At 68.2% G+C, this 15,317-nt stretch carries 16 protein-coding genes; 8 read left to right on the plus strand and 8 right to left on the minus strand.

Features of this window, described 5'->3' with window-relative positions:
* Positions 1-11 precede the first annotated feature (11 nt).
* Complete coding sequence (locus H0I76_RS06655) at positions 12-1,469, minus strand: cryptochrome/photolyase family protein (protein ID WP_200608553.1); 1,458 nt, start codon at positions 1,467-1,469, stop codon at positions 12-14.
* On the opposite strand from H0I76_RS06655, the gene H0I76_RS06660 reads away from it, so the two are divergent.
* Positions 1,468-1,890: a hypothetical protein gene (locus H0I76_RS06660; RefSeq protein WP_200608554.1), complete on the plus strand. Its 423-nt coding sequence runs from the start codon at positions 1,468-1,470 to the stop codon at positions 1,888-1,890. The two genes, H0I76_RS06655 and H0I76_RS06660, sit on opposite strands and share 2 nt — an antisense overlap.
* 35 nt (positions 1,891-1,925) lie before the next feature.
* Here H0I76_RS06660 and rlmJ read toward each other — a convergent pair whose 3' ends face one another.
* From rlmJ to mnmD, 7 genes are all read right to left on the minus strand, one after another.
* Positions 1,926-2,702: a 23S rRNA (adenine(2030)-N(6))-methyltransferase RlmJ gene (rlmJ, locus tag H0I76_RS06665; RefSeq protein ID WP_200608555.1), complete on the minus strand. Its 777-nt coding sequence runs from the start codon at positions 2,700-2,702 to the stop codon at positions 1,926-1,928.
* A gap of 5 nt (positions 2,703-2,707) precedes the next feature.
* Positions 2,708-3,595 (minus strand): carbon-nitrogen hydrolase family protein, encoded by an 888-nt coding sequence (locus H0I76_RS06670; RefSeq protein WP_200608556.1) that lies wholly within the window; start codon positions 3,593-3,595, stop codon positions 2,708-2,710.
* A complete protein-coding gene (locus H0I76_RS06675) occupies positions 3,595-4,182 on the minus strand; it encodes a GNAT family N-acetyltransferase (RefSeq protein WP_200608557.1) in 588 nt (195 codons plus the stop codon). The genes H0I76_RS06670 and H0I76_RS06675 overlap by 1 nt, the downstream gene beginning before the upstream one ends.
* Complete coding sequence (locus tag H0I76_RS06680) at positions 4,179-4,580, minus strand: ketosteroid isomerase-related protein (protein ID WP_200608558.1); 402 nt, start codon at positions 4,578-4,580, stop codon at positions 4,179-4,181. Before H0I76_RS06680 ends, H0I76_RS06675 begins: the two co-directional genes overlap by 4 nt.
* Positions 4,581-4,667: 87 nt before the next feature.
* Entirely contained in the window at positions 4,668-6,764 is a 2,097-nt protein-coding gene (locus H0I76_RS06685; protein WP_200608559.1) for a hydantoinase/oxoprolinase family protein, read from the minus strand.
* A 135-nt stretch (positions 6,765-6,899) separates the two neighbouring features.
* The gene (locus H0I76_RS06690) at positions 6,900-7,145 is read right to left on the minus strand and encodes a hypothetical protein (RefSeq protein ID WP_200608560.1); all 246 of its coding nucleotides are present in this window, start codon (positions 7,143-7,145) and stop codon (positions 6,900-6,902) included.
* Between the two features lie 109 nt (positions 7,146-7,254).
* Positions 7,255-7,986 (minus strand): tRNA (5-methylaminomethyl-2-thiouridine)(34)-methyltransferase MnmD, encoded by a 732-nt coding sequence (mnmD, locus tag H0I76_RS06695; protein WP_200608561.1) that lies wholly within the window; start codon positions 7,984-7,986, stop codon positions 7,255-7,257.
* Positions 7,987-8,044: 58 nt separating this feature from the next.
* Between mnmD and H0I76_RS06700 the strand changes: the two genes are divergently transcribed.
* The 7 genes from H0I76_RS06700 to H0I76_RS06730 all read left to right on the plus strand — a co-directional run bounded on the left by H0I76_RS06700 (position 8,045) and on the right by H0I76_RS06730 (position 15,317).
* The gene (locus H0I76_RS06700) at positions 8,045-9,187 is read left to right on the plus strand and encodes an NAD(P)/FAD-dependent oxidoreductase (protein WP_200608562.1); all 1,143 of its coding nucleotides are present in this window, start codon (positions 8,045-8,047) and stop codon (positions 9,185-9,187) included.
* A 356-nt stretch (positions 9,188-9,543) separates the two neighbouring features.
* On the plus strand, positions 9,544-10,677 hold the full coding sequence (locus H0I76_RS06705) for a TRAP transporter substrate-binding protein (protein WP_200608563.1): 1,134 nt from the start codon (positions 9,544-9,546) through the stop codon (positions 10,675-10,677).
* Between the two features lie 99 nt (positions 10,678-10,776).
* The gene (locus H0I76_RS06710) at positions 10,777-11,370 is read left to right on the plus strand and encodes a TRAP transporter small permease subunit (RefSeq protein WP_200608564.1); all 594 of its coding nucleotides are present in this window, start codon (positions 10,777-10,779) and stop codon (positions 11,368-11,370) included.
* Complete coding sequence (locus H0I76_RS06715) at positions 11,367-12,788, plus strand: TRAP transporter large permease (protein ID WP_200608565.1); 1,422 nt, start codon at positions 11,367-11,369, stop codon at positions 12,786-12,788. Before H0I76_RS06710 ends, H0I76_RS06715 begins: the two co-directional genes overlap by 4 nt.
* Positions 12,781-14,136, plus strand: a complete 1,356-nt coding sequence (locus H0I76_RS06720; protein WP_200608567.1) for an amidase — start codon at positions 12,781-12,783, stop codon at positions 14,134-14,136. Before H0I76_RS06715 ends, H0I76_RS06720 begins: the two co-directional genes overlap by 8 nt.
* A complete protein-coding gene (locus tag H0I76_RS06725) occupies positions 14,133-14,306 on the plus strand; it encodes a hypothetical protein (protein WP_200608569.1) in 174 nt (57 codons plus the stop codon). Before H0I76_RS06720 ends, H0I76_RS06725 begins: the two co-directional genes overlap by 4 nt.
* A 51-nt stretch (positions 14,307-14,357) precedes the next feature.
* Positions 14,358-15,317, plus strand: coding sequence for a 2-hydroxyacid dehydrogenase (locus tag H0I76_RS06730; protein WP_200608572.1), 960 nt, complete (start codon positions 14,358-14,360; stop codon positions 15,315-15,317).

Raw genomic sequence — 15,317 nt, forward strand, 5'->3', positions numbered from 1 at the left:
TGCGCGTGGCTTCAGGTTGCCGAGCGCCGCTGCTGATAGGCCGCAAGGGCGCGCTCGCGGCCTTCGCGGAGACCGATGACAGGCTGAGGATACGCGTCCGAGGCCGACAGTCCCCAGCTGCGTGGCACCGCATCGAAATAGGAAAGCGCATCCTCGTGTGGACGGTCGCGGCCCTCGGCGATGAAGCGATCGACGTAGCGTCGCTCAGGATCGAACCTTGCTGCCTGCGTCTCGGGATTGAAGACTCGGAAATATGGCGCCGCGTCGGGCCCCGAACCCGCCACCCATTGCCAGCCCATCGCGTTCGACGCCGGGTCCCAGTCGATCAGGCAGTCGCGAAACCAGGCCTCGCCCACGCGCCAGTGGGTCAGGAGATGCTTGGTGAGAAACGAGGCGACCAGCATGCGCAGGCGGTTGTGCATCGTGCCGGTGGCATACATCTCGCGCATCCCCGCATCGACCATCTCGATCCCGGTCATGCCGCGGCGCCAGCGTTCGGCATCGGCATTGTCCGCGTGCCACGGAAAGTCGTCCCACTCCGGGCGCCAGTTCTCGGTCTCGATCCGAGGCGTGTGGTAGAGGAGGTGATAGGCGAACTCGCGCCAGGCGAGTTCCTTCAGGAAATGCTCAGCGCCAGCCTCGGCGTGCCCCGAAAGCCGCTCCATGGCCGAGCGCCCGGCGTGCCAGATGGTTCGTGGCGAGATCTCGCCATAGGCCAGGTTCTCGGACAGCCGCGAGGTCGCGAGAATGTCCGGGCGGTCGCGCTCGTCCTTGTAGGCCGCGATCCGGTCCTCGACGAAGGCCCCGAGGCGATCGAGGGCCGCGTTCTCGCCCACTGCCGCAAAGCGGGCGACCACGGCCGCTCCGCGCTTCATCCCGCCGCCCAGCCTCCAGTCGGACAGCGTCTCGCTCGCCGGCCATTTACCGGGCGGCGCGAGGGTGCCGGGTTCGGCAAGGGGGCTCGACGGCTCGCGCCCGCGCACTGCCCGCCAGAATGGCGTGTAGACCTTGAAGAAGCTGCCCTGCCCGGTCTCCACCTCCCAGGGCTCGTGCAGGAGCGAGGCGTTGACGCTGATCGCCTCGATGCCATCGGCGCGCAGCGCCGCCTTCACCTCGCCGTCGCGCGCGCGCGCCTGCGGATCGTAAAGACGCGACCAGACCACGCTGCGAGCGCCCGTCTCGGCCACCAGCGCGCGCAAGACGTCCAGCGCATCGCCACGGCGCAATACCAGTCTCGATCCGCGAGCAACCAGCCGACGGCCGAGATCCTCGAGCGACAGTCCTAGCCGCCACCGTGGTGCGGCGCCCATCGCGCGCTCGGTCACCGGGTCGAGGATGTAGACGGGAATCGCCGGGCCGCCGGATGCCAGCGCGCGCGCCCACGCCGGATGGTCGCCCAGCCGAAGATCCTTGCGCAGCCAAAGGAGTGTCGGGTGCGAAGTGAGGTCGGCGGAAGATCGGTCGGGCATGTCGATTTCTGTCGTATTCGGGCTGCGAAAGCGAAAAATGGCGCAGAATCTGGCGTCTCGGGCGGACAGCTGGCGCGGATCGACGAAAGATCAACGCTTCTTTAACAATATTTTGCCCGAATCGACGTCGACCCTCATCTGCAGGGTGAAGTTGTGTGGTTCGGAGCTTGGCATGAGCGTTATCCCTTTCGATCCGGAACGGCCGTTTCCCTTGACCGCGCGGCGTTTCGCCTCGCCGACGCAGCGCGCCGCGATGAAGGCCGCTATCGCCGAAGAGGCGCTTGCCATCGTCTTGCAGGAGAACGCGCGGATCCGCGAGCAGGCGCGCGTCGCCGAGCAGCGCGTCGAGGAATTGACGATGCAGATGATGCAGGACGACCTGATGGGCCGGCCGTTCTCAACGATGCCCCAGGCGGGCTGACGGCTCTACCCTAGGCCTCGCATCCCGAAACGGCCTCAGGCGTGGAAGACAGGCGCCGCCTCTGCCCACGCGGCCTTGAGCGCGGCCTCCGCGCCAAAGGGCAGATTGAGGAACATGAGCCCCGAGCCCGTCATCCCGCGGCCTCGGGTTGAGGTGAATGCCACCTCGTCACGGAATGCCCCCTGCACGCGCATGGCCTCCATCGGATCGATCAGCGCCGCATGTCGCCCGGCCGGGAGTATCGGATACCAGATCATCACGACGCCTTCAGGCCAGCGACGCAGAAGCCCGAGCGCAGTTTGCGCGGTCTGCGCATACTCATCCTTCACCTCGTAGCTCGGATCGAGCAGCGCCAGCCCGCGCCGCGGCGTCGGCGGCGCCAGCGCCACCAGCCCCTCGTGCCCGTCGCGGCGATGAATGCCGACGCCCGCCCCGCCAAGCGACCGGATCAGGGCGGCATGCTCGGCCGGGTGCAGCTCGCAAAGTGTCAGGCGATCCTGCGGGCGCAACAGCGTGCGCGCGATGAGCGGCGAGCCGGGATAGGCGCTCGCGCCGAAGCGCTCCCGCACCTGCGCGAGCACGCTCCAGTACGCGCTCGAGCCCGGCGCGGCGCGGCCGATGCCGTCCTCGGCCTCCGCGGTCTTGCTCGCCTCCGGGCCGGCGAGATCATAGAGCCCGCGGCCGGCGTGGCTTTCCATGTAGCTGATCGCGCGCGGTTTTGCCGTGAGCAGACTTAGCAGCGTCGCGAGCGCCAGGTGCTTGTGCAGGTCGGCCGCGTTCCCCGCGTGATAGGCGTGCTGGTAGGAGAGCATCGCCCTCAGACCAGAGAGACAGCTTTGACCCGGCCCAAGCGCTCGTCCTGCTCGTCCCAGTGGCGCATGTTCAGGACACCGCCATCGGCTCGCACCTCGGCGATCGCGTCGCGGTCGGCCTCGGCATACACCCATCCCGCCTGGTTGAGCACGCCTTCCGACAGCACGCCGGTTGCGGGGAAACCGCGGTCCGGCGGCCCATACACGGCCGCGGCGCCGACATTCGAGTCGACGGCCTCGCTCCAATCCACATCACCCACGGTCGGGGCATGAACCGCCACGCATTGCCCCTCGAGCGCACGCGCCATCGCCCCGATGCGCACCCGCCAGTAACCGGCAAGCTTTTCCGTGCAGGACGGGACCAGCAGGATCTCGACGCCCGCCTCGACCATCGAGCGCGCGATGAGCGGAAACTCGCTGTCATAGCAGACCGCGACGCCGAGTCGGCCGAGCGAGGTGTCGAACACGCGCGCTTCGGCGCCCGGGTCGACATACCAGGATTCGCGCTCGAAGCGCGTCATGATCAGCTTGTCCTGGATGCCGACATTCCCCTCGGGCGTGAACAGGCTTGCGCGGTTGACCGTGCGGCCATCCGCCAGGCGCACCGGCGCGGACGCGCCGAGGATGTGCACCCCGTAGCGCGCCGCCAGCTTCGAGTGCAGCGCATCGGCCTCGGGCATGGCGTCGGACACCGCGTCGATCGAGCCTTGCAGATCGCTCGCCCTCGGCTTTCCGGCGAGCGAGGCAAGCTCCATCGCGCCATACTCGGGAAACACCAGAAGCTCGGCGCCGGCGCGCGCGGCTTCGTCGACCCAGCCCGAGAGCTTGGCTTCGTATTGCTGCCAGCCGTCGAACCAGTCAATCGGGTAGGCTGCCGCCGCGATCCTGACCATCAGAGCTCCCGCATCCAGAACTGCATCGGTTTATCCGTCTCTTCGCTGTCCCCGATATCGCGCCACGGGAAGCTCGCGACAAGACCCTCCACGAGATTGTAACCCCGCTTACGCCAGAACGGATCGAGCGGGGTGTAGTTCGCAGGCCGCGCCGGGTGATCCGCGGGCCGGATCACGGCACAGAAGCACGAGTAGCGGCGCCCCAGCTCGCGGCCGCGCGCCTCGCGCAGATCGAAGAAGGCGTGCCCCGCCCCCTGCCCCCGGTATTGCGGCAAGAGCACGGATTCACCGCAGTAGAAGATCTCGGCGAGATCGAAGCCACGATCGGCGAACGGCTTGGCGAACTCGGCCGCATGGTCTTCCATCGGGGCCCCGGTCGCCGCGCCGACAAGGCGCGTGCCGTCCCACGCGCCGACGACGATCGCGCCGGGGCTTTCGGCATAGGCGCGGAGGTACTTCTCCTCGTAGGCCATGTCGCCGTCATAGAGGTAGGGGAACGCCCGGAAGACCTCGATGCGAAGCCGCGCGAGGTCCGGCAGGACCGAGACCATCGCCCCCGCCGCGATCGGCTCGATCCGAAGGGTCATGTCGATACCTGCCGAACCCAATCGGTGAGATTGTAATAGGTCGTGACCCGCGCGATCTTGCCGTCGCGGATGGTGAAGAACGTCCCGGCCGGCAGGACATAGCGCTGGCCCTTCGCTTCGGGCAGGCCCTCGTCCGTCGCGAGATACTCGCCATTGACGGTGAACTCGGCAGCCGCGCGCGTGCCGCAGGGGCTCTCCATCACGACGATGTCGGTCAGGCGCTCGGCATAGCAGCGCGTCATATGTGCCGAGAACTCGGCGAAGACCTGCTTGCCCGTCCGATGGCCGCCCTGATTCACGTCGTGGCGCACATCGTCGGTCAGCAGGGCCATCATCGCATCCGGGTCGCCACGATTGAACGCGGCATAGTACTCTGAGACGAGTTCGCTGGGGGTCATCAGGGCCCTCCTTTTCTGGCCTTGGTGGAACATGGATACATGGATCGGGTCACCCGGCGCGCGTGGCCGTCCGCGCCTCCCGCGCCTTCAGATCCCCGCGAAGCCCGCGCTCAGGGCAGGGGCATCTTCGGGGGCGGCGATCCTGGGGCGCCCGGTAGCGGTGATGATCAGTTCCGCCTCGACGATCACGCGGCGGCCCTCGATCTCGGCCTCGCGCATCTCCCATCGGCGCGACAAGGCGACGTCACCAGCCCCGGCCGCCTCGGCGGCGCCGCGGACCTCGGCCTCGAGCGCCTGCTCGGCCGCGGCTCGCGCTTGCTCGAAGCCTGAATGGTCCTGCGTGCCGTCGCTCAGATGCAGCCGGAACCGGTCCTCGGCAGGCTGCGTCACCGTCGCCCGGCGGGTGATCTGGACGTGGCCCGCGACCGCTCCGATCGCGTTGGCGACATCGGCATGGCCAGGAATCACCGCGCGCGCGTCCAGCAATTGCGAGACCTCGGGATAATAGACCGGCGCCGACGCGCCGAGGCCGATGAGCGGCGCACCCATTGTCAGCCGCGGCAGTGCGAAGCCTTCGTGCCGGCGCAAGGCGGCCCGCGCCAGGGTCGAGCGCGCAAGCCCCGGCTCGGCAAAGCCGTCGGCCGCGAAGGCCGCGTCGAGCACATGCTCGCCCGATCGCATCACCAGGGCATCGACCACGGCGCGCGCGAGGGTTGCGCCATCCGCCGCGACGGGGCGCCCATCCATGCCACGCCGCCGCGCCATCAGCCGCGCGCCAAGGCCTGCGGCATGCGTGTCCCAGTCGGTATGAATGCCAAGCACATGCGCGGCATCCGACGGCGTGAAGCCCGAAACCCGGACCAGGCCGCGCTCGACCAGCCGCTTGAGCGCGATGCGTCGTGGCCGCGAGCGCAACACCTCGTCCGCCGCGACCGGCGCGCTCTCCAGCCCCGCCAGCAGCGCCGCCTCGGCCGTGCCGAGCCCCGGCGCCGCGGCCGGCCCCATCCGCATCAGGAAGCGGCCATCGAGCTCACCCGGCACGGCGCGACCAAGCTGCCGCTCGAGCGTCTCGATCACCGAGGGACCGTGCTGCGCGGCCAGCAGCGCGAGCGGCACCAGCCGCCTCGGCCCGAGCAGAATCGCAGCCCCGGGCTGGCGTTCGTCGAGCGCTACCTCGCTGTCGCCGCCGAGCCCATGGGTCGTCATCGCGACGGCCTCGACCATCGTGCGCAGGCCGCCGACCTGGGCGCCCTCGGGATCGAGCCGCGGGCGGCCTTCGTTGAGAACCGCGATGTCGGTGGTCGTGCCGCCGATGTCCGAGACGATGGCATCCGGAAGGCCCGTGAGGAACGACGCGCCGACCAGGCTCGCCGCGGGCCCCGAGAGGATCGTCTCGATCGGCCGGTAGCGCGCGAACGCCGCCGAAACCAGCGCACCGTCCCCCCGCACCACCATGAGGGGCGCCGCGATCCCGCGCGCCTCCATCATCGTCTCGGCCGAGCGGATCAGCCCGTCGATCATGCCCACCAGCCGCGCGTTGAGAAGCGCGGTCAAAGCCCGGCGTGGGCCGCCGACCCTGGCCGAGAGCTCGTGCGAGCACGTGACCGGCAGGCCCGTGGCCTTACGGACGAGATCGCGCGCTGCCTGCTCGTGCGCCGGGTTGCGGACGCCGAAATGGCCGCAGATCGCGACCGCTTCGACCGCAAGCCCGTCGAGGGCCGCGGCGAGCGCCTCGCCATCGAATGGCGCACGCTGATTACCGTGCGGATCATGGCCGCCCGCGATCGGGATCAAAGGGTCCTGCCCGATCGCCTCGGCCAGACCCTGGCGCCCCAGATCCGCAGGATCGAAGCCGATCATCACCAGCGCAGCGCGACCGCCTTGCCCCTCCACCAGGGCATTGGTCGCGAGCGTCGTCGAGAGCGAGACGAGACCGATGCGGGAGGGCGCGATGCTTCCCGCCTGCAAGACCGCGTCGACAGCCGCCGCAATGCCTCGCCCCAAGTCATCGCGGGTCGTCAGCGACTTCGCCTTGGCAATCACCGCCGCCGGGCCTTCGCCGAGACGCGCTGCATCGAGCAGCGCGGCATCGGTGTAGGTGCCGCCGGTGTCGACGCCCAGCAGAAGGACGTCGCGGTCCGCGCAATCGCGCTCGGCGCGAGGCTGGCTCGTCGCGTCGGTCATTCACAGCCCCCCGGCCAAGCGCCCACCCGATCCGTCCGCTCGGCGCGGACGTCGCACTCCATGCCTGCACCTCCTAGGCTCGCTCGGAGCGGGCTGCAATGCAGTTTGCGACGTCCTGGCGGTCGAATTCGGGGTTTACCGCCGTGGCGGCCTCGTCTGTCCCAGATGTCCCGCCGCGACCGACAGACCGCCCAGCGCATCGCGCAACTGTGCGAGGAAACGCCGCGTGCCGGTATCGAGCTTCGCGCCATTGTCCAGTAGGTAGGCCTCGACATTGTATTCGAGGTCGCGCAGCGGCAGCTCTACGCGCCGAAGCGCCTCGGCCGATGCGATGTCTTGCGAGAGCGGCCGGATCTCGACCGAAGAGCTTGCCTCTGCCATGGGTTTCCCTCAGTGGCGTTCGGGTCGCACGCGGGTGAAAAGGACGCAAATGGGCTCAATGCGTCCAAGAGTGCGGCAGCATGGTTAATGATCGGTAAAACGGTCCGGCTCACGCCTCCCGCGCGTCGGCACCGGCGGCCGTGTCAGGCCGGCAAGCCACGCACATCTCGCGCTTGGCACCATAGCCCGCGCGTTTGCGGACCTGCAGCCCGGCGGCCTCGAGCGACCGCCGCACATGCCCCGCGGCGCTGTAGGTCGCGACTGTCCCTCCGGGCTCGAGCCGCGCCGCGACGGCTGCGAGCAGGTCGGCCTCCCACATCTGAGGGTTTCGCGCAGGCGCGAACCCGTCGAGGAACCACGCGTCGACATGACCTTGCCAACGCGGCACCGTCTGCCTCGCATCCCCCTCGACCACCTCGAGCTGAAGACCGCCAAGATCGAAACGCCCCCCCGCCCCGCGCCACACGTCCAGCAGGCGGGCGCCGAGATCGGCCAATTCGGGAAACGCCGCGAGCGCTCGGCGCATTTCGGTTGGCGCGAGTGGCGCCACCTCGAAACTCGTCACGCTCAGCACTCCGTCGACGGCCGCACGCTCGCGCCACAGCGCCCAGGCCGCCAGCACGTTGAGGCCCGTGCCGAAGCCAAGCTCGGCGATCGCGAAGCGCCGGGTGTCGGGCCCCCACCGCTCGGAAAGCCGGTTTCCCTCGAGGAAGACGTGCCGCGTCTCGGCCAGCCCGTCATGGCGCGAGAAATAGGGGTCCGCATAGCGCTGCGACATGGGCAGATCCCCGCGCGCGCCGCGCGCCCAGACCAGATCCGCGCTGGAATCGGATGCGCTCATGTGCTCGGTTCTGGCGGAACCACATACCCGCGGCAAGGAAAAGACGAGCGAGATCGGAATGGCCGAGACGACGGACCTGCTGGTGATCGGCGCCGGGGTGTTCGGCCTGTGGACGGCCCGGGCCGCCGCGCGTGCCGGGATGCGGGTGATCCTCGCCGAGGCCGACATTCCCGGCGCCGGCGCGAGCGGCGGGCTGGTCGGAGCGCTGACGCCTCACCAGCCGGATCGCTGGCGTCCGTTCAAGCAGTTCCAGTTCGACGGTCTGGTCACGCTGGGCGCGCGCGCCGCCGAGCTTGCCGCCGAAACCGGGATCGACCCGGGCCATGCCCGCTGCGGCCGCATCACGCCGCTTGTCGACGAGCGCAGCCGGGAGCGCGCCCTTGCCCATTCCCGAGCAGCCCGCGAGGTCTGGAGCGGCGCGGCCGAGTTCGAGGTGCTCGACAGCGTTCCCCAAGGGGCGCAAGGGCTGATCGCGCCCGAGGCCGCACCGTTCGGCGTCGTCCGCGACACGCTCTCCGGCCGGATCGGCCCCCGTGCGCTGGTCGAGGCGCTGGCACATTCGGTATCACGCATGGCCCAGATCCGATCCGGGTGGCGGCTTCGGAGCCTCGCCGCGCGCGACGGCGTCGCGCGCTTCGACCGGGGAGATATCTCGGCCGGCCATGTCGTGCTTGCCGCCGGCTGGGGCTGTCTCGACTTCCTGCCGGCGTCATGCCTGCCCGAAGACGGGCGCTCTGGCCCTGGTGTGAAGGGGCAGGCGGCGCTCCTCGCGGCGCGCGCGGATCCCGGCGCGCCGGTCATCCAGGCCAACGGCATCTACATCGTGCCACATGCCGACGGCCGCATCGCCGTCGGATCGACGAGCGAGAAGACTTGGCGCGCCGACGGGCCCGACGCCCGGCTCGATGCCCTCGTCGAGACCGCGGCCAGCCTTGCGCCCGCGCTCAGGGGCGCGGAAGTCGTCGAGCGCTGGGCCGGCATCCGCCCTCGCGCGCCAGGGCGCGAGCCGCTCGTCGGGCCCCTGCCGGGGGCGCCGCGCCTCGTGCTTGCCACGGGCGGGTACAAGATCGGGTTCAGCATCGCCCATCTCGTGGGCGACGCGGTCTGCACGATGATCGCCGGGCATGGCCGCCCCTCCGGCCTGCCCGACAGCTTTACACCCGAGGCGCATGGATTGCGGGCTGAAGAACGACGAATTTGAGCGCCCCGAAGGTCCGATCCAGCACCTGGCCATCGTCACGCGAGATGTCTGCGCCGCGCTCCCGCCGCCGGCCGCACCTTACGGGGGCCTGAAACTTTCGTGAATTTCTGTACATGTGGTCAAAGTTTTTTGCCAAAACATCTCGCCTTTCGCGCATGTATCAGTATTGTTCCAGCGGCTGGCATGAGCGTGGCGCCTCGGCGCGACAGGCTGCCGGCACCCAGCCAGATGCGTTCAACGACATCCGGCAGAGAAGACGACGGTCGCCGGCGACCCAGTGACGCCGACCCGCCAGAGAAGTTGCCGAAGCGCCCGGCAGGGTTAACTGCCGGGGGGTGTTCCAAGGGAGGACTCAAATGAAAGACACCGTAAAAACCGAGACGTCGCGGCGCCGGTTCCTCAAGGGCGGGCTCGTCGCCGGCGGGGCTGCCGTCGCGACACTGGCCGCGCCGCAGGTGAGCCGCGCCCAGACCGTGAAGATCAAGATGCAGGGTGCCTGGCCCGACGCCAACGTCTTCTCAGACTTCGCCAAGCAGTATGTCGAGCGCGTCAACAAGATGTCCGGCGGGCGGATGGAGATCGAATACCTCCCCGATGGCGCGGTGGTGAAGGCGTTCCAGATCCAGGACGCGGTGAATGACGGCGTGCTCGATGCCGGCCACCACGTGACCGCCTACTGGTACGGCAAGAACAAGGCTGCCTCGCTCTTCGGAACCGGGCCGGTCTTCGGCGCCGATGCCTCGCAGATGATGGCCTGGATCCAGTATGGCGGCGGCAAGGAGCTCTATGACGAGCTGATTCAGGACATTCTCGGCCTCAACCTCGTTGGCTTCTTCGCCATGCCGATGCCGACGCAGCCGCTTGGCTGGTTCAAGAAGCAGGTGAACTCGATCGACGACATGAAGGGCCTGAAGTGGCGCACCGTCGGCCTGGCCGCGGACGTCATGCAGGCTGCGGGCGTGACCGTGACGCAGCTTCCGGGCGGCGAAATCGTGCCGGCGCTCGAGCGCGGCGTCATCGACGCCTTCGAGTTCAACAACCCGACCTCGGACAGCCAGTTCGGCGCCCAGGACGTCGCCAAGGACTACTACCTGTCGTCCTACCACCAGGCGGCGGAGTTCTTCGAGATCATCTTCAACAAGGATCTCTTCGACAGCCTGTCGCCCGAGCAGCAGGCCATCCTCGAATACGCTGCGGAAGCGGCGAACACCGCCAACTTCGGCCTGGCGATGGACAAGTACTCGGCAGACCTGCAGAAGCTGATCAACGACGATGGCGTCACGGTCCACCGCACGGACACGACGATCCTCAAGGCGCAGCTCGAGGCGTGGGACACCGTTCTGGCCGACCTAAACTCGGATCCGTACTTCAAGAAGGTCGTCGACAGCCAGAAGGCATGGTCGGATCGCGTCGCCTACTACTACCTGGTGAACGCGGCGGACTATAAGCTTGCCTACGACCACTACTTCCCGGGCAAGCTCCCGTTCTGATACAGCGCGCCCGTGGCGGTTGCCGCGGGCGCAAGACCGACGATTCGGGGCGGGGGGTCACTCCCCGCCCTTGTCACAACCACTCTGGCCGGACTGGATATGGAACGCGCAATCCGCTTCATCGATCGCTTGACCGCTTGGTTCGGCAAGGCGTTCGCGTGGTGCATCCTCGGGATGACCCTGGGCATCAGCTACGAGGTCTTCGTGCGCTACGTGCTCAACGCACCGACTTCGTGGGCATTCGATCTCAGCTACATGATGTATGGCGCGCTCTTCATGATGGGCGGCGCATACACGCTCAGCCGCAACGGCCATGTCCGCGGAGACTTCGTGTACCGCCTGTGGCGCCCGCGCACGCAGGCGCGGGTCGAACTGGTGCTCTACTTCTTCTTCTTCTTCCCGGGCGTGCTGGCGCTGATCTTCGCCGGCGCGAAATATGCCGAGCGCTCGTACCGCTACATGGAAGTGAGCGTCATGAGCCCCGCCGGCATGCCGATCTTCCAGTTCAAGATGCTCATCGTCGCCGCCGGCATCCTGCTGTTCCTCCAGGGGATCGCGCAGGTGCTTCGTTGCCTGCTGTGCATCCGTGAAGGCGAATGGATGCACCAGGACGAGGACGTCGAGGAGATGGAGCAGATCCTTCTGAAACAGGCCGCCGAAGAGCAGGCGAAGCGCGGAGCCACTGCACAATGACCGACCCGCAGATCGCAGTGTTGATGCTGGCGACATTCATCCTCAGCATCTTCCTCGGCTTTCCTATCGCCTTCACGCTGATGGCGATGGGCGTGGGCTTCGGCTACTACGCCTATTTCGACGCGGGGCGACAGTGGCGGGCATATGAAAAGCTGATGGCCTCGGACGATCCCGGCACCTTCGACATCGTGTCAGCCTGGTTCGAAGGCTTCCTGAACAACCGCATCTTCGACCTTTTCGTGAACCAGACCTACTCGGTCATGTCGAACGATGTGCTCACCGCCATCCCGCTGTTCCTGTTCATGGGCTACGTGGTCGAGCGCGCGAACATCGTGAACGCGCTGTTCGACACGCTCTATGTCTCGGCCAAACGGCTTCCGGGTGCCATGGCGGTCGCAGCCCTCGCAACCTGCGCGCTGTTCGCCACGGCCACCGGCATCGTCGGCGCCGTGGTGACGCTGATGGGCATGCTGGCGCTGCCGTCGATGCTGAAGGCGCGCTACGATACCTCCTTCGCATCGGGCGTCATCTGCGCGGGCGGCTGCCTCGGGATCCTGATCCCGCCCTCGATCATGCTCATCGTCTACGCCGCTGCCTCGAACGTCTCGATCGTCAAGCTTTACGCGGGTGCGCTGCTTCCGGGTTTTCTGCTCGCCGGCCTCTACATCGTCTATGTCGTGACGCGCGCGACGCTGAATCCCAAGCTGGCACCCAAGCCGCCGGAGGACGAAACCGACCATCTGTCGGCCGCGACCATCGCGTGGATGCTGCTCACCTCGTTCTTCCCGCTGGCCTTCCTGATCCTCGCGGTGCTCGGCGCGATCCTCTTCGGGCTCGCCACGCCGTCCGAGGCGGCAGCGCTGGGTGCGCTTGGCGGGCTTCTGCTCGCGCTCGCGTATCGGGCGCTGACCTGGGACCGGCTTCGCGAGTCGGTCTACCTGACGGTGCGCACCTCGGCGATGGTCTGCTGGATGTTCGTCGGCTCGTGGACCTTCTCGTCCGTGTTCAGCTATCTGGGTGGCGAGTCCGTCGTCGAGGAGTTCGTGCTTGGACTCGAGATGTCGCCGATCGCCTTCCTGATCATGGCCCAGATCATCATCTTCCTGCTGGGCTGGCCGCTCGAATGGTCCGAGATCATCATCATCTTCGTGCCGATCTTCCTGCCGCTGCTGCCGCATTTCGGCGTCGATCCGCTGTTCTTCGGCATCCTGATCGCCCTGAATCTGCAGACGTCGTTCCTGACACCACCAATGGCGATGTCGGCCTATTACCTGAAGGGCGTCGCGCCTCCGGGGGTCGAGCTCACGCACATCTTCTCGGGGGTGATGCCCTATCTCGTGCTGATCGTCACCGCGATGGCGCTGATCTACATCTTCCCGTCGCTGGTGTTCTACCTGCCGGAGCTCGCCTATGGCTGACGTCCCCAGGCATGCGGGCCGCGGAGCCGACCCGGCCGACCTGACCGCGCGCGCGGCGGCCCGCGCGATCGCGGCGGGGGACCTGACGGCGGTCGCGATGACCGCCGCGTGCCTTGCCCGGATCGACGCCGTCGATGCTGGTATCGGCGCCTGGGCCCATGTCGACCGCGATGGCGCGATGGCGGCGGCCGAGGCCTTGGACGCGCACCGGCGCAAGGGGCTGCCATGCGGTCCGCTTCACGGCGTGCCGGTGGGCGTGAAGGACATCATCGACGTGGCGGGGATGCCCGGCGAGAACGGCTCCTCGGCCGACGCCGGGCGGCACCCGAAACAGGACGCAACCGTCGTGCGCCGCCTCAGACGCGCGGGGGCGATCATCCTCGGCAAGACGGTGACGACCCCGCTTGCACAAGGGGCACCCGCGGCCGCGACCCGCAATCCGCACGATCCCAGCCGTTCGCCGGGCGGGTCGTCGGCGGGCTCGGCCGCCGCGGTGGCAGCCGGCATGGTCCCGATCGCGCTCGGAACCCAGACCAACGGATCGGTGATCCGGCCCGCCAGCTTCTGCGGCGCAGTCGGCTTCAAGCCAAGCTTCGGCTCGATCCCGCGCAGCGGAATTCTGCCCGTCGCCCCCTCGCTGGACCATGTCGGTCTGATCGGCCGCACGGTCGAGGACATGAGCTGCGTCGAGCTGCTGACGGGCGAGGACGGACTGGATCACGACTGCCGCGGATTCTTCGGCCCGCTCGCGGCCGTCGCCGCAAGCCGCCCCCCGGTTCGACCTGCGCTGTGCTGCATCATCGGCCCGGCAGAACTCGATCCCTCGACCCGGGAGGCCTTCGCCGAGCTTTGCGAGGCGCTCGGTCCGGTCGACATGATCCCCCTGCCCGAGCTTTTTGCCGAGGTCTTTCGCTGGACCCGCATGCTCATGGCGGCCGAGGGCGCGCACCATCTTGGCGGGTATCTCGAGCGGATGCCCGACATGGATCCGGGGCTGCAGGCACTGATCGCGGAAGGCCGCGCCACGCCCGCACCCGATTACCTCATGGCCCGGCGCATGCGCGGATCCCTCGCCGCTGGCCTCGCCGAAATCCTGACGCGCTACGACGCGATCCTGACACCCTCGGCGCCGGGCGAGGCGCCGGCCCATGGCAGCACGGGCGACGCGGCCTTCTGCACGTTGTGGTCCTATACCGGTTTGCCGTCGATCACGCTGCCGCTGCTGTCGGGCCCCGCGGGACTTCCGCTTGGTGTTCAGGTCGTCGGCGCGGCCGGGGACGACGGGCGCCTGCTGCGCACCGCAAATTGGATCGTTGAAACACTGTCGGATACCGGAGGCCCGGAATGATCAGCTGGCTCATCGCCTTCTCCGCGATTGCCGTCCTCGGCGCTTTCCTCGCCACCATCGGGGCCTTCGTGCCGGAACCGGATCTTCTGCTCGTGCTGCTGGCGACGGTTCTTTTCGCGGTGGTCGATTTCCTGCGCGACTTTCGCAAGGGCGACACGAACGGCAAATGAACCGAATGGCTCTGGCCGCGGGCGCGCGCCGGAGCCGAAGGAGACGACCGCATGAAGCCTGTTGTGCTGGTAACCCGTCGATTGACCGACGCCGTCCATGAACGGGTAAGCCGGGACTACGATGCGATCCTCAACATGGAGGACCGCGTCTTCGGCCGCGACGAACTGATCGCGCGGTGCCAGGACGTCGACGCGGTCCTGCCCTGCCATTCCGAGGTGTTCTCGGCAGACGTGATCGCCGCCCTGCCGAAGCGCCTGAAGGTGATCGCCAACCACTCGGTCGGCGTCGATCACGTCGACCTGAAGGCTGCAAAAGCCAAGGGCATCATGGTCACCAACACCCCCGACGTCCTGTCCGATGCGACGGCCGAGATCGCGATGCTGTGCATGCTGGGCGCGGCGCGACGCGGGTCGGAAGGCGACCGCATGGTCCGCGAGGGCCGCTGGAACTTCTGGAGCCCCGCCTTCATGGTCGGCCGGCAGGTCAGCGGCAAGCGGATGGGCATCGTGGGCATGGGCCGTGTCGGCCAGGTCACCGCCGATCGCGCCCGGGGCTTCGGCATGGAGATCCACTATCACAACCGACGCCGCATCGCGCCCGAGCTGGAGAAGGGCGCGGTCTTCCACGACGACCTCGACGCGCTGCTCGAGACCGCGGATGTCGTCTCGCTCCACTGCCCGGCGACGCCCGAGACGACGGGCATGATGAACGATGCGGCATTCGAGCGGATGAAGCCGGGCGCGATCCTCGTCAACACCGCGCGCGGCGCGCTGGTCGACGAAGACGCGCTGATCCGCGCCCTGACCTCGGGCCAGCTCTTTGCCGCCGGGCTCGACGTCTTCCGCACCGAGCCGGGCGGGAATCCGCGGCTCAGCGCGCTGGAGAATGTCTTCCTCCTGCCGCATATCGGCTCGGCGACGAGCGAGACGCGCGACGCCATGGGGTTTCGCGCGCTCGACAACATCGACGCGGTGTTCGCCGGGCGCGAGCCGGGCGACCGCGTCGCCTGA

The organism is Thermohalobaculum xanthum (assembly GCF_016623495.1).
GTDB lineage: Bacteria > Pseudomonadota > Alphaproteobacteria > Rhodobacterales > Rhodobacteraceae > Thermohalobaculum > Thermohalobaculum xanthum.